Annotated in this window: 12 protein-coding genes and 1 pseudogene; 3 read left to right on the top strand and 10 right to left on the bottom strand. The window is 70.0% G+C overall.

The annotated features are described in order from the left end of the window. Window positions 1-264: 264 nt before the first annotated feature. Window positions 265-1035: a uracil-DNA glycosylase gene (locus ACYQ78_RS21760; RefSeq protein WP_459802709.1), complete on the bottom strand. Its 771-nt coding sequence runs from the start codon at window positions 1033-1035 to the stop codon at window positions 265-267. A 43-nt stretch (window positions 1036-1078) separates the two neighbouring features. Here ACYQ78_RS21760 and ACYQ78_RS21755 point away from each other — a divergent pair, with 43 nt between their 5' ends. Beyond that, on the top strand, window positions 1079-2263 hold the full coding sequence (locus ACYQ78_RS21755; RefSeq protein ID WP_459802708.1) for a cytochrome P450 family protein: 1185 nt from the start codon (window positions 1079-1081) through the stop codon (window positions 2261-2263). Here ACYQ78_RS21755 and ACYQ78_RS21750 read toward each other — a convergent pair. The 7 genes from ACYQ78_RS21750 to mfd all read right to left on the bottom strand — a co-directional run bounded on the left by ACYQ78_RS21750 (window position 2240) and on the right by mfd (window position 10615). After that, the gene (locus ACYQ78_RS21750) at window positions 2240-3142 is read right to left on the bottom strand and encodes a Ppx/GppA phosphatase family protein (RefSeq protein ID WP_459802707.1); all 903 of its coding nucleotides are present in this window, start codon (window positions 3140-3142) and stop codon (window positions 2240-2242) included. The two genes, ACYQ78_RS21755 and ACYQ78_RS21750, sit on opposite strands and share 24 nt — an antisense overlap. Before the next feature lie 78 nt (window positions 3143-3220). Beyond that, window positions 3221-3721, bottom strand: a complete 501-nt coding sequence (locus ACYQ78_RS21745) for a DUF501 domain-containing protein (RefSeq protein ID WP_459802706.1) — start codon at window positions 3719-3721, stop codon at window positions 3221-3223. Beyond that, entirely contained in the window at window positions 3722-4117 is a 396-nt protein-coding gene (locus tag ACYQ78_RS21740) for an FtsB family cell division protein (RefSeq protein ID WP_459802705.1), read from the bottom strand. A gap of 60 nt (window positions 4118-4177) precedes the next feature. After that, complete coding sequence (gene eno / locus ACYQ78_RS21735; protein ID WP_459802704.1) at window positions 4178-5455, bottom strand: phosphopyruvate hydratase; 1278 nt, start codon at window positions 5453-5455, stop codon at window positions 4178-4180. Window positions 5456-5546: 91 nt separating this feature from the next. Continuing rightward, window positions 5547-6485: a nucleoside triphosphate pyrophosphohydrolase gene (locus ACYQ78_RS21730; protein WP_459802703.1), complete on the bottom strand. Its 939-nt coding sequence runs from the start codon at window positions 6483-6485 to the stop codon at window positions 5547-5549. Between the two features lie 3 nt (window positions 6486-6488). Beyond that, complete coding sequence (locus ACYQ78_RS21725; RefSeq protein ID WP_459802702.1) at window positions 6489-7094, bottom strand: SurA N-terminal domain-containing protein; 606 nt, start codon at window positions 7092-7094, stop codon at window positions 6489-6491. Between the two features lie 38 nt (window positions 7095-7132). Beyond that, the gene (gene mfd, locus ACYQ78_RS21720) at window positions 7133-10615 is read right to left on the bottom strand and encodes a transcription-repair coupling factor (RefSeq protein WP_459802701.1); all 3483 of its coding nucleotides are present in this window, start codon (window positions 10613-10615) and stop codon (window positions 7133-7135) included. A 203-nt stretch (window positions 10616-10818) separates the two neighbouring features. Between mfd and ACYQ78_RS21715 the strand changes: the two are divergent. Both ACYQ78_RS21715 and ACYQ78_RS21710 read left to right on the top strand, forming a co-directional pair. Beyond that, window positions 10819-11849 (top strand): annotated as a pseudogene (locus ACYQ78_RS21715) (RNA-guided endonuclease InsQ/TnpB family protein). 103 nt (window positions 11850-11952) lie between these two features. Further along, window positions 11953-12621, top strand: coding sequence for a class I SAM-dependent methyltransferase (locus ACYQ78_RS21710; protein ID WP_459802700.1), 669 nt, complete (start codon window positions 11953-11955; stop codon window positions 12619-12621). On the opposite strand, the gene ACYQ78_RS21705 is transcribed toward ACYQ78_RS21710, so the two are convergent. After that, a complete protein-coding gene (locus ACYQ78_RS21705) occupies window positions 12618-13790 on the bottom strand; it encodes a hypothetical protein (protein WP_459802699.1) in 1173 nt (390 codons plus the stop codon). The genes ACYQ78_RS21710 and ACYQ78_RS21705 overlap by 4 nt on opposite strands. Continuing rightward, window positions 13787-14284 carry a SigE family RNA polymerase sigma factor gene (locus ACYQ78_RS21700; RefSeq protein ID WP_459802918.1) on the bottom strand — a complete coding sequence of 166 codons (498 nt, stop codon included), beginning with the start codon at window positions 14282-14284 and terminating at the stop codon, window positions 13787-13789. Before ACYQ78_RS21700 ends, ACYQ78_RS21705 begins: the two co-directional genes overlap by 4 nt. Window positions 14285-14350: the final 66 nt, after the last annotated feature.

Below are 14350 nucleotides of genomic sequence, written 5' to 3'. Positions count from 1 at the left end.
GGCCACAGCTCTCCCGCCGTTGCGGCGGAACGCGGCGCGGCCGGTTGGCGTCGGCTGCGGCGCCCCGGCCTCGGCGGTGGGCGGTGCCGGGGTGGGCGGAGCCGTAACGGAAGAAGCGCCTTTGAGACCTGAGCGGCGCCGCGTGATGTGTCCACCGAGCGTGTCGGCGGTGCCGTCGTTTTCCACAGGTGTGGTCGGCGGGGCGGGAATCGTCGGTCGGGGGCGGGAGGATCGGTCCCACCATGAGGGCGGGGGCGGCGCCCGTCAGAGGCTCGCCGCGCGGGTGAAGATCGCGTCGAGCATGGGTTCGGTGACGCGGCCGGTGAAGGTGTTCTGCTGGCTCGGGTGGTAGCAGCCGAGCAGGGTCAGGGGGCCGAGCGGGACCTCCACGCCGTGGCCGAAAGCCGGGCGGGGCGTCGGCAGGGCATGGCCGGCGGCTCTGAGTGCGGGCCAGACGGCCTGCCAGGCGAAGCCGCCCAGGGCGACCACCACGCGGGGGCGCACCAGTTGGAGTTCCCTCAGTAGCCAGGGGAAGCAGTTGTCGCGTTCGCCCGGTGTGGGCTTGTTGGCGGGCGGGGCGCAGCGGACGGCGGCGACCATCCGGGCGCCGATCAGGCGCTGGCCGTCGCCCGCACGCACGCTCGTCGGCTGGGACGCCAGGCCGGTGCGGTGGAGGGAGGCGAAGAGCCAGTCGCCGCTGCGGTCGCCGGTGAAGATGCGGCCGGTGCGGTTGCCGCCGTGGGCGGCGGGGGCCAGGCCCACGATCAGGACCCGCGGGTCGTCGTCGCCCCAGCCGGCGATGGGGCGGCCCCAGTAGGTCTCGTCCTGGAAGGATCTGCGCTTCACGTCGGCGACCTCCTCCCGCCACTCGACCAGCCTCGGGCAGGCCCGGCACACCGACTGGCGGGCGGTCAGCTCTCCCAGGGACGGGCTGGTCGCGGCCAGGTCGGCCACCTGCGCGGGGGTGGTCGCGACGGGGGTGGCGGGCGTGGCGGGGTCGTCCGGCCAGCCGGTGCCCGGAGGAACGAAACTCATGGCCCCAAGCGTGCCAGCGGGAGGCGTGGGGAAGGACAACGCCGTGTCCCTCCCTCCACTTTTCGGCCCCGCCTTCGACGCCGATCCCTATCCGGCCTACGAATGGCTGCGCCACAACGCCCCGGTGACCAAGGTGCCGCTGCCCGGCTGCGAGGCCTGGCTGATCACGCGTTACGCCGACGCCGTGACGGCCCTGACCCATCCCGCGCTGGCGAAGGACCCGGCGCTGGGCTCCCCCGAATGGTTCCGCGCCCAGCTCGGTCTCCCCCTCGACCACCGCTCGACGCTGGCCCGCCACATGCTCAACGTCGACAGCCCCGACCACCCCCGGCTGCGCCGCCTGGTCAGCGCCGCGTTCACGCCCCGCCGGGTGGCCGGGTTACGGGCCAGGGCCGAAGAGCTGACCGAGGGCCTGCTCACGGTGATGGCCGCCAAAGACGAGGCCGACCTGATCGCCGACCTGGCCTACCCGCTGCCCATCGCGATCATCTGCGACCTGCTGGGCGTGCCCGAGTCGGAACGCACGACCTTCCACCACCTGGCCTCGGTGATCGACTCGGCCGCGGCCTCCGAGATCGAACAGATCGCCGCGGCGACCGACGGCCTGGAGCTGTTCCTGGCCGACCTGGTCGCCCACAAGCGCACCCACCCGGGCGACGACCTGCTGACCGAGCTGGTCCGCCGCCCCGACATCAGCCCCGACGAACTCACCTCGACGGCGTTCCTGCTGCTGATCGCGGGCCACGAGACCACGGTCGCGCTGATCGGCAACGGCCTGCTGGCCCTGCTGAAGCACCCCGCGCAGTTCGCGTCCCTGCGCGCCGACCCGTCGACGCTGCCCGACGCGATCGACGAGATGCTCCGCTACGACGGCCCCGTGCGCAACGCGACGTGGCGCTTCCCGACCGAGCGCGTCGTCATCGGCGGCCAGGAGATGCTCCCCGGCGAACCGATCCTGGTGTCCCTGCTGGCGGCCAACCGCGACCCCGAGGCGTTCGACGACCCCGACGCGTTCCGCCCGGGACGCATCGACGAACCCCATCTCGCTTTCGGACGAGGCCCGCACTACTGCGTGGGAGCGGCCCTGGCGAAGATCGAGGGCGAGGTCGCGATCGGCGGTGTCATCCGCCGCTTCCCCGACCTGGCCCTGACGACCGACGACCTGGTCTGGTGGCCGAGCAACATCATGCGCGGCCTGTTCTCGCTACCGGTCAGACTCCGCAAGTGACCAGGCGATGCCGTCGAGGATGTCGTGTTCGCTCACGATCACCTCGCCGAAACCGAAGTCTCTGACGATCCGGTCGATGATGAGCGCGCCCGCGCTGATCACGTCGACCCGGCCGGGGTGCATGACCGGGATCGCGGCGCGCTCCTCGCGGGTCATCCCGAGGAGCCGCTCGGTCACCTCGTGGACGTCACCCGCCGAGATGCGCGAGTGGTGGATGCGGGCCGAGTCGTAGGCGGGCAGGCCAAGGGCGATGCCCGCGACCGTCGTCACCGAACCGGCGAGACCGACCAGCGTCCGCGCGTCGCGCACCGGAACGGTGTCGGCGACCACCGCGAGGGCGGCGTCGATGTCCTTGCGCATGGCGTCGAAGTCGGAGTCGTGGCGCTCGGTCAGGCGGACACAGCCGATGTCCATCGACAGGGCGCCCTTCACCGACGACGAACCCACGACGAACTCGGTCGAACCGCCGCCGATGTCCACGACCAGATAGGGCCCCGGAGGGTCGGAAATGCCCCTTACGGCCCCGTTGAAGGAGAGGTTGGCCTCGACGTCACCCGTCACGACTTCGGGCTCCACGCCGAAAATGGCGCGCACACCGTCGACGAAGACGTCGCGGTTCCCGGCGTCGCGGGTGGCGGAGGTCGCGACCACGCGGGTCGTCACCGCGCCCTCGTCGACGATCTCCGTGGCGTAGCCGCGCATCGCGGCGAACGTGCGCTCCAGGGCCTCGGGGGCGAGCATGCCGGTCTTGTCGACCCCCTGGCCGAGCCGGACGATCTCCATCCGCCGGGTGACGTCGGTGAGGGTGTCACCCTCGACGTCGGCGATGAGCAACCGGACCGAGTTGGTCCCACAGTCGATGGCGGCCACACGCGTCACTTCTCAACCCCACCTCATCAGGCACCAGCGTTCGCAGCCCACGCTATCGGGGTCATCGAGCGAAAGACCCCGGGCGGGTCAGCAGACGCAGGGGCCCTCTGACCACCAGTCCGGCAGCGCGTCGAGGGCTTCGCGGCCGAAGGGATTCGTGCCGGGGGCGGCGAGTTCGTGGCCGACCAGGGCGTGGAGGCACTTGACGCGGTCGGGCATGCCGCCGGCCGTCTGGGTGCCCCGGGGCAGCGGCTCCAGGCCGTCTTCGGCCGCCGCCTTGTCGCGGCGGGCCAGGTAGTCGTCGTGGGCGGCCTGGTAGCGCGCGGCCAGCTCGGGGTCGGCGGCCAGGCGCTCGCGCATCTCGGCCATCATGCCGTCGGCCTCAAGAGTGCCGATGGCCGAGTTGGCGCGGGGGCACGTGAGGTAGAAGGTCGTGGGGAAGGGGGTGCCGTCGGGCAGGCGCGGGGAGGTCTCGACCACGTCGGGCAGGCCGCACGGGCATCGGTGCGCCACGGCGCGGACTCCACGCGGCGGGCGGCCCAGCTGGGCCTCGACCGCCGCCAGGTCGTCTGGACTGACCCCGGACACCTATCCCCCTATTTTCTTGCCCTCGCCACGGTCGGCCGCCTCGACCGACTGCCAGAGCGAGATGTACCACGGCGACACGGCGGGCTTGCGCGGGCCGGTCGCGGCCGATGTCTTGGTCTTGTCTTCGAGGACCCCGTAGCAGTGGGCGCCCGGCTCGCAGAAGTGGAGCTTCTCGCGGGCCGCGCGCTTGATGTATTCGGGATCTTCGAGACGCTTGCGCTCCTCTTCGAGGGAGCGGAGGTCGCTCAGGGCCTTGGCCTGCTGCTGTTCGAGCTGGGCGATCTGGCGCCGCTGCGCGAGGAACTCGCGGACGGGATAGGCCAGGCTCATCGCGATCGCGCAGACCACGACCGCGAGGATCGCGGCCCGGCCGGTGAGTTGCGGACGTTTCGCCAATCTAGACCCCGCTTCCCGGTATGGCCCGCGCCCGGTGAGCGCGGGCCGTACCGGTAAAACTTAGCCCTGGAAGCGCGGGAAAGCCGCGCGACCCGCGTAGCGGGCGGCGTCGTCGAGAAGTTCCTCGATGCGGAGCAGCTGGTTGTACTTCGCGACCCGGTCGGAGCGGGCGGGGGCGCCGGTCTTGATCTGGCCGGCGTTCACCGCGACCGCGAGGTCGGCGATGGTGACGTCTTCGGTCTCGCCCGAGCGGTGGCTCATCATGCAGCGGTAGCCGCTGCGGTGGGCCAGGTCGACGGCGTCGAGGGTCTCCGACAGGGTGCCGATCTGGTTGACCTTGACCAGCAGGGCGTTGGCGGTGCCGGTCTCGATGCCGCGCGCCAGACGCTCGGGGTTGGTGACGAACAGGTCGTCGCCGACGATCTGGACCTTGGCGCCGATGGTGTCGGTCAGGGTCTTCCAGCCCGACCAGTCTTCCTCGTCGAAGGGGTCTTCGATGGAGACCAGCGGGTAGTTGCGGACCAGGTCTTCGTAGTAGGCGGCGAGCTCGTCGGCCGACAGGCCCTTGCCGTCGATGGTGTAGACGCCGTCCTTGTGGAACTCGGTGGCGGCCACGTCGAGGGCGAGCGCGATGTCGGTGCCGGGGGTGTAGCCGGCCTTCTCGATCGCGACCAGGATCAGGTCGAGGGCGTCGCGGTTGCTGGGCAGGTTGGGGGCGAAGCCGCCCTCGTCGCCCAGGCCCGTGGCGTAGCCGCGGTCCTTCAGCACCGACTTCAGCGAGTGGTAGGTCTCGGCGCCGATGCGGACGGCCTCGGAGAAGGTGGCCGCGCCGATCGGCGCGATCATGAACTCCTGGATGTCGACGTTGCTGTCGGCGTGGGCGCCACCGTTGAGGATGTTCATCATCGGGACGGGCAGCACGTGGGCGTTGGGGCCACCGACGTAGCGGAACAGCTGCAGGTCGGACGACTCGGCCGCGGCCTTGGCGACGGCCAGCGACACGCCGAGGATGGCGTTGGCGCCGAGGCGCGCCTTGTTGGGCGTGCCGTCGAGGTCGATCATGACCTGGTCGATGATGCGCTGCTCTTCGGCGTCGATGCCGAGGATCTCGTCCTGGATCTCGTCGGTGACGGCCAGGACGGCCTTCTCCACGCCCTTGCCCTTGTAGCGGGAGCCGCCGTCACGGAGCTCGACCGCCTCGAACTGCCCGGTGGAGGCGCCACTCGGGACGGCCGCCCGGCCGGTGCTGCCGTCTTCGAGCAGGACCTCGACCTCGACAGTGGGGTTGCCGCGTGAGTCGAGGATCTCGCGGGCGTGAACGGCCTCGATGGAAGCCACGAAGCACTCCTAAATGTCGAAAGACAGTTTGCGACAAGAGCCTATCGATGCCTACTCGCGGGTAAGGCCGATCGTCCGCCATTCGAGACGGCTATCGAGATTCGTTCTCCCACGCTTCGACTCTGGCCCGATAGTCCCGCGCCGCCTGCCTCAGCGCGGCTTCGGGATCGTCGCCGCCGCTTTGGATTTCGTGTACGAGATCGAAGAGCCGCTGCCCGGGGGTGGCGGGCCCTTCGGCGAGTTCTTCCGGAGCGCCACCCCGGGCCGCCCGGCGGAGCAGTTGTGCCGCCAGGGATACCGAAGGCTGGCCCATCGGGACACCGCTCAGGGCTGAGGAGGACTCGCCCTTGGCGGCGCGTTCGGCCTTCTTGATCTCTTCCCAGTTGGCCACCACCGCGTCGGCCCCGTCGACCGAGACGTCGGCGAAGACATGGGGATGACGCCGGATCAGCTTGGTCACGACCGCGTCGGCGACGTCGTCGACGTCCCAGCCCTCGTCGCCGCGCTCCTGGGCGAGCCGGGCGTGGAAGACCACCTGGAACAGCAGGTCGCCGAGTTCCTCGCGGAGCCCGTCGAAGTCACCGTTCTCGATGGTCTCCAGGACCTCGTAGGACTCTTCGACCAGGTAGGGGATCAGCGACTCGTGGGTCTGCCGGCCGTCCCACGGGCACTCGCGGTGGAGCCGGTCCATCACGGCGACCATGTCGAGCAGGCGGGCGCCGGGCAGGTCGTACGAGCCCGGGATCACCTCGATCTCCGGCGGGTCGGGCAGCGCCAGCGCGGCGTGGGCGACGGCGCGGAAGAACTCCTCGTCACCGTCTTGCGCGGCGAGCCAGACCACCGTGTCGGCGACGCTCTCGCGCGCGATCCCCGCGGGGTCGTCGCGGACCTCGGCGCCCGGCACGTAGGGCAGCTGCGGATGGCCGGCGGAACCGGTGAACACCTTCCCCGCCCGCAGGGCCTCCCACGCGGGAGCGCTGAGGATCCCTGGGGCGACCCGGGGCGAGGAGGTGACGACGATCAGCGGCACGCGTCAGCCCGCAGCGGCGCCGTTGCCGGCGGGCGGGGCGCCGAAGCGGTCGTTCGGCAGCCAGCCCTGGGCGGGGTCGAACTTGCCGTAGCGCGGGTTGAAGGTCACCTGGATCTTGCCGGCCAGCTCGTTGATCTTGGCCTGGCCCTCGGCGATCTGCTGCTCGGTGGTGCCGCCGCCGAGCTTGGCGGCCAGCTTCTCCGAGCCGATGGAGACCTTGAGCCACTCGCGGGTCTGTCCCGGCGCCACACCCCGCTGGAGCAGGATCTGGTCGACGGCCGCCTGGCCGTTGTTCTTGGCGTAGAACGCGGCGACCTCGCCCTCGCTGACGGTGATGCCGTTCTGCGCCTCGAGCTGGGCGAACTGGCTCACGTTGACGAGCTGGAGGAGCACCGCCTGGGTCACCGTGCCGGGGAGCTGCTGGAGCTGGTCGGGCGCGATCTTCGCGTCGGCCAGCGCCTTCTGGAACTCGGCCACGTTCGTGTCGAGCGTGTCGGTGGTGATGCGGTGGTCGCCGACGGTGGCCGCGGAACCGGCCTCAATCGGCCCGCTGCACGCGGTCAGCGCCAACCCTGCGGCGACGGCCACGGCGGCCAGTTTGAGCTTCACGGAACGGCCCTTCTTTGAGGCAGGTTCACAACGCGCGCCTACTTTACTCGGTTGGGCTCCAGGAACAGAGCCTCGACCAGGTCTCCGCACCAGCGGAGCATTTCGAGATCGCGCAGCGGCTGCCCGCCGATCGGTTTGGTCTTCGGCACCGGCACCAGAAGCGTCTCGGCGGCCTGCTTGAGCAGGGCCTTCGGATAGAGCCGCTGGAGCCTCACCTGCTGCGAGTCACGCAGGCTGACCGGGGCGAACTTGACGTTGGGCCCCATCAGCTGGACGTCGGTCAGCCCCGCCTTGCGGGCCCGCATGCGGAACCGGGCCACTTCGAGCAGGTTCTCGACCTCCTGCGGCGGGCGGCCGTAGCGGTCGGTGAGCTCGTCGCGGACGGCCGTGATGTCGTCGTCGGTGACGATGGCGGCGATCCGCTTGTAGGCCTCCAGCCGCAGGCGCTCGCTGGTGACGTAGTCGTGCGGGATGTGCGCGTTGATCGGGAGCTCGACCTTGACGTCGGGCTGCTCGGTGACCGTCTCGCCGGACAGCTTGTTCTTCTGTTCCTGTACGGCCTCCGCCATCATCCGCACGTACAGGTCGAAGCCCACGCCCTGGATGTGGCCCGACTGCTCGGCGCCCAGGATGTTGCCGGCGCCCCGGATCTCCAGGTCCTTCATGGCGACGTACATGCCCGCGCCCATCTCCGTGTGCTGGGCGATCGTGGCGAGGCGCTCGTGGGCGGTCTCGGTGAGCGGGTTCTCCGGCGGGTAGAGGAAGTAGGCGTAGCCGCGCTCGCGGCCACGGCCGACGCGGCCACGGAGCTGGTGGAGCTGCGAGAGGCCGTAGTTGTCGGCCCGGTCGACGATCAGGGTGTTGGCGTTGGGCACGTCGAGGCCCGACTCGACGATCGTGGTCGAGACGAGCACGTCGAAGTCGCGCTCCCAGAAGCCCACCATGATCTTCTCGAGCTGCTGCTCGTTCATCTGGCCGTGGGCCACCGCCACACGTGCCTCCGGGACGAGTTCGTGCAGGCGGGCGGCCACCTTGTCGATGCTGCGCACCCGGTTGTGGACGAAGAACACCTGGCCGTCGCGCATCAGCTCACGCCGGATCGCGGCGGCGATCTGCTTCTCGTCGTAGGGCCCGACGAAGGTCAGGATCGGGTGGCGCTCCTCGGGCGGGGTGAGGATGGTCGACATCTCGCGGATGCCGGTCAGGCCCATCTCCAGCGTCCGCGGGATCGGGGTCGCCGACATGGCCAGGACGTCGACCTGGGTGCGCAGGTGCTTCATCGCCTCCTTGTGCTCGACGCCGAACCGCTGCTCCTCGTCGACGATGATCAGGCCCAGGTCCTTGAACCTGACCTCGGGCGAGAACAGCCGGTGGGTGCCGATGACGACGTCGATGCCGCCCAGCCGCAGCCCTTCGAGGGTGTCCTTCACCTCGGCGTCGGTCTGGAACCGGGAGACCGGCTTCACCGTCACCGGGAAGTTGGCGAAACGTTCACCGAAGGTCGACAGGTGCTGCTGCACCAGCAGCGTCGTCGGCACCAGCACCGCGACCTGCTTGCCATCTTGGACGGCCTTGAACGCCGCCCGTACCGCGATCTCGGTCTTGCCGTAACCGACGTCGCCGCAGATCAGCCTGTCCATCGGGACACCGCGCTCCATGTCGCGCTTGACCTCGTCGATGGCTTCGAGCTGGTCGCCGGTCTCGGCGTAGGGGAACGCGTCCTCCATCTCGCGCTGCCAGGGCGAGTCGGGCGCGAAGGCGTGGCCCGGGGAGGCCATGCGGGCCGAATAGAGGCGGATGAGCTCGCCCGCGATCTCCTTGACCGCCTTCTTGGCCCGGGTCTTGGCCTTGGCCCAGTCGGCGCCGCCCATGCGGTTGAGCGTCGGCGACTCGCCGCCGACGTAGCGGGTGACCTCGTCGAGCTGGTCGGTCGGCACGTAGAGCCGGTCGCCCTTGGCGTATTCGATGACGAGGTATTCGCGGGTGGCGCCCTGGACGGTCCGCTGGACCATCTCGATGTAGCGGCCGACGCCGTGCTGCTCGTGGACGACGTGGTCGCCGATCTTGAGCTGGAGCGGGTCGACCATGTTCCGGCGCCGGCTCGGCAGCCGCCGCATGTCCTTCGTGGACGCCTTCTGCCCGACCAGGTCGAGATGGGTCAGCACGGCCAGCGTCTTGGTGACGAAGCCGTGCTCCAGGCGTCCGGTCGTCACCTGCACGACGTCGCGCCCCGGCGGCTCGTCGATCGAGGCGACCAGCCGCGCCGCGACGTCGACCCCCTTGAGCAGCTCGACCATCCGCTCGGCCGGCCCGTGCCCCTCCGACATCAGCACCACCGAGCGCCCCGCGCCGAGCCAGCCCTTGATGTCCCCGAGGGCGCGCTGGGTGTCTCCTCTGTACGCCTCCACATCGTGCGCCCCCAGGTCGATGCCCTCACCGAACGGCGAGATCGACCACCAGGGCTGCCCCAGCTCACCGGCGTGCACGCGCACCTCGTCGAGGGTGCGGAACGCGGCGGCGTCGAGGTCGATCGGCGCCTCTCCCCCGGCGGCGGCGGTGATCCACGACGCCTCCAGGAACTCCTGGCTGGTACGGACGAGCTCGACCGCCCGCCCCCGGATGCGCTCGGGGTCGCAGACGAACACCCCGGACCGCAGCGGCAGGTGGTCGATCAGCATGTCCATCTCCCCGGCGAGCACCGGCGCGAACGCCTCCATGCCCTCGACCGGGATCCCGTCGGCCAGCGACCCGAGGATCTCCTTCAGCGCCGGATGGCGCTCGGCCAGCTCACGGGCGCGCTCGCGCACCTCGGGCGTGAGCAGCAGCTCCCGGCACGGCGCCGCGAACAGCCCGCCCTCGGCCACTTCGAGCGAGCGCTGGTCGGCGACCTTGAACCAGCGGATCTCCTCGACGGTGTCGCCCCAGAACTCCAGCCGCAGCGGGTGTTCCTCGGTCGGCGGGAACACGTCGAGCAGCCCGCCCCTGACCGCGACCTCCCCGCGCTTCTCCACCATGTCGACCCGGTGGTAGCCGTTCTCCACCAGCCGGACCACCACGTCTTCGAGATCGGCGTCGTCGCCGGGATGGAGGCGTACCGGCTCCAGATCCCCCAGACCGGCCACGATGGGCTGCAGGATCGCGCGCACCGGAGCCACCACCACCCGCAGCGGCCCCGCGGTGGCGTCCCCCGCGATGGGGTGCGCGAGCCGCCGCAGGACGGCGAGCCGCTGGCCGACCGTGTCGCTGCGCGGCGACAGGCGCTCGTGCGGCAGGGTCTCCCAGGCCGGGAAGACGGCCACCTGCGAGTCGGGCAGCAGCCCGGTCAGCGCGGCGGCGAGGTCTTCGGCCTCCCGCCCGGTGGCGGTCACCGCGAGGACCGGCCGGGTGCGCGCCACCGCCGCCACCCCGAACGGACGCAGCGCGGTCGGCGCGATCAGATCGGCGCCGGTCACCTCCTGGCCGAGTGCCTCGGCCAGCTCGGGTCCAGCGGCTACGAGGTCGAGAAGTCCGGAAAGAGTCATGCCGCGGGCCCCCACGTGAAGTCACTACAGCCGCCTGCCGGAGGAATCGACGGCACACGGACGACCCGGAACCCGAACAGGGACCGGGGTACACCACAAGGCTACCGGGATACGGGCCAGTGCTCCGGCTTCAGGCCGGAGTGCTTCTATACATCTGGTGAACCCATATGAACATTTACAGGTCGGCGGATAGACTGCTCTCCGTGCAGCTTCGCCACAACTTCCGCCTCTATCCCGATGCCGGTCAGCGTCAGTCGCTGGCCAGAGCGTTCGGGTGCGCAAGGACGGTGTTCAACGACGCGCTGCGACTGAGGCGGCGAGCCCACGAGCAGGGCCTGCCTTACATCTCCGACGGAGATCTGTCCAAGCTGGTCATCACCCAGGCCAAGAAGACGCCGGAGCGGGCGTGGCTGGGCGAGGCGTCGGCCGTGGTCTTACAGCAGGCGCTCGCGGACGCGAACCTTGGCTACCGCAACTTCTTCGCCTCCCTCACCGGCGAGCGCAAGGGACCGAGGGTCGGCCCGCCGCGGTTCCGATCGAAGAAGGACTCCCGGCAGACGATCCGGTTCACCAGGAACGCGCGCTTCGCGATCACGGCGAACGGGAACCTCCGGCTGCCCAAGATCGGAGACGTATCGGTCGTCTGGTCGCGCTCCCTGCCGTCGGAGCCGTCATCGGTGACCGTGATCAAAGACGCGGCGGGCCGATACTTCGCTTCTTTCGTGGTGCAGACGCCCGACGAGTCGTTGCCGGAGGCGACCTCTGAAGTGGGCATAGATATGGGGCTGACCCACTTCGCGGTCATGTCCGATGGCCGGAAGGTGGACAACCCGCGCTTCCTCCGCCGCGCCGAGGCCTGTCGGTGTCCGGCCTGGCTCGCACCCGGCTGGCTAAATCGGTGTACGACGCGGGCTGGTCGCAGTTCACGACCATGCTGGAATACAAGGCGAAGCGGTACGGGCGTTATTTCAGCAAGATCGACCGCTGGTTCCCATCGTCGAAGCTCTGCTCGGCCTGCGGGGTCGTCAGCGCCACGATGCCACTCCAGGTCCGCACGTGGACGTGTGAGTGCGGTGTCACGCACGACCGCGATCACAACGCGGCGAAGAACATCCTCGCGGCCGGACGAGCCGAGAGACTAAACGCCTGTGGAGACCGGATAAGACCAGGCTTCGGGCTGGCGCAGGTCCGTGAAGCAGGAACCCGCTCCACGCTGCCCGCCTCGGCGGCGTAGCAGAGGAGAATCCCCGTCTTTCAAGGCGGAGAGGACGTCAATGCGCTCGCGACTCGCCCATGATGGCGACCGATTCGGTGAGCGGATGACTACGCTTTGTGACATGTCCTTCGGAAAAATCATCGGCGAACGCGCTGCGGAGTCGCCCGGAACGCCGCTCGACGTCCTGGTGGCCGGATGCGGCCGGGGCGAACCTCTGGAGCTCGGCGGTGTCGACTGCCGGGTGACGGGGGTCGATGAAGACCGGCCCGCGCTGCGCGCACACACCACTCAACGCCCTGACCTGCACGTCTACGCCCTGGGCGACATGCGCTCCGTGCCGATGACGCCGCGCGGGTTCGACGTCGTCACCGTGGAGTTCCTGCTCGAGCGCATCGAATACGCCGAGCTGGTGCTCGACCGCATGGTCAACGCGCTGCGGCCGGGCGGGCTCCTGCTGGTTCGGGTGCGCGACCGCGAGTCGGCCTACGGGTTCGTCGACCGGATCGCGCCCGACTGGCTGCGCAAGCGGTTCGGCGAACCGCTACCAGCGGTCTACGAGTCGGTCTGTTCACGTGAGGGGCTGCGGGCCTACTGCCTGATGCGCGGGCTGATGATCGCCGAAGACCGGAGCGACACCACCGGCCCGGCCCGTCTCGGCCCCCGCAGGAAACTGGTCGAGACGGTGTGCCGGGCGGCGGCGTACCTGTCGCGGGGCAGGCTCGACTCGGTCTACGACGAGGTGACGCTGATCGTCCGCCGACCGAGGAACCACTTCGCGCGGATCATCTAGCGGCGCATGACGATCGGCTGCCAGATGGTGCCCGGACTCTGGAAGGTGCCGAGATCGATCCGGTCCGTTCCGGCGAGGCCGGAGACGAACATGGTGAACTCCGTCCCGTAGTCGCACGAGTCGCCGCCGGGGCAGACGTAGCCGAGCAGCCGGTCGTCGTCGACCCAGGCCAGGAGCCCGTGCCCCATCTGGCTGAAGAACGCGCCGAGGAATCGGCCGTCGGTCGTGTCCGCCAGGTAGTCACCGCCGCGGCCCCATTGGTCGACCGCCAGGCCCTCCGCCGAGCCGGCCTGACGGCCGTCGGCGGTGTAGTAGTTGCGCAGGAACCGGAACGGCTCGGTCTGCGGCGCCAGCCGATATTTCACCGTGCTCTGGGTCTGCTCGTAGGCCCAGACCCGGGTGTTGTCGGCGTCGTACTCGAAGTCGATCCGGGCCCCGCGGTCGGCGCGGACGGGAGGGATCTCCACCCAGGCGGCCTCGCCGGTGGCCACCTGGACGGTGGCGAAGCCGGTGCGGGCCAGGGGCCGCATCTCGCCCTCCGGAGGCAGTTTGTCGACGTGGGTGAACTCGTCGGGCGACGACGAGTAGGTCGTCACGACGAGTTTGGTGCCGTCGGGCGACCAGGCGAGCCCGCCCCCGGGGTGGTCGAGCGCGATCTCGCGGACCGGCCGCATCGTGGTCAGGTCGTAGATCGTGAGCCGGGTGGTGGGCAGTTCGCCCTCCAGGGCGGCGGCCTGCCTGCGGTCAGGGGAGATCGCGGCCCACTGCCAGTCGGTCTTCACATATCGGGCCTGTCCGGGGGAGTAGACCCACCAGGTGTAGGCGTACCTGCTGGTCTTGTCGTCGACGGGCACCTCCTTCTGCGCGTAGTAGGCGGCGACGACCCACGAACCGGCCGCCATCAGCGTCTGGGGCGGGTTGTTGGCGGTGTCGGCGCTGATCTCGTGCACGAGTTTCGGGCCGGTGGCGACCGTCGGCGGTTCGGCCAGCAGGCCGGGAAGGGCGACCCCGGCCACGACGGCGGCGGCGACCAGGACCGCGCCGAAACCGCTGTAGGCGTACCGGCGCCGCCTGCGGCCGCGCAGGACCCGCTCGGCCAGGTCGGCCGGGACGTGGACCTCTTCGGCCCAGTCGGTCAGGGTGTCCTTGATCAGGGTGTCCTCGTTCATCGCGACATCAGCTCCTTCAGGTCCTCGGAGCGCAGCCGGGCCAGGGATCGGTGGGTGGTGCTGCGGACGGTGCCGATCGAGCAGCCCATGAGGCGGGCGATCTCGTCTTCGGGCAGGTCCTCGTAGTAGCGGAGCACGAGCATGGCCCGTTGCCTCCGGGTGAGTCTGGCCATGGCCTCGCGCAGGGCCATGCGTAACTCGATCGAGCGGGTGCCGTCGTCGGCGGCGCATTCGGGGAGGATCGCGACGGTGGTCTCGTGTCTTCGCCAGGCGCGCCTCCACAGGCTGATGTGCTGGTTGTAGATGGTCCGTTTCACATACGCCTCGGGGTCTTCGACCTTCTCCCACACCGCCAGGGCGCGGACCAGCGACGACTGCACGAGATCCTCCGCGGCGTGCTGGTCGCCGGCGGTGAGCAGATAGGCCAACCTCATCAGGGCATGTGATCGCGCGGCCACGAATTCGCGGAAACGCAGTTCTGCCGCCGAGTCCACGAGCACCTCCGGAAGAATGGGTCAGCCTGAAGACGCCGTCGTACGGCTCCTCCTATGCCTGCCGAG

The sequence above is a fragment of the Herbidospora sp. RD11066 genome (genome assembly GCF_054661255.1).
The sequence above is the reverse complement of the archived record's forward strand: the minus strand, read 5'-3'. Positions and strand labels throughout refer to the sequence as shown.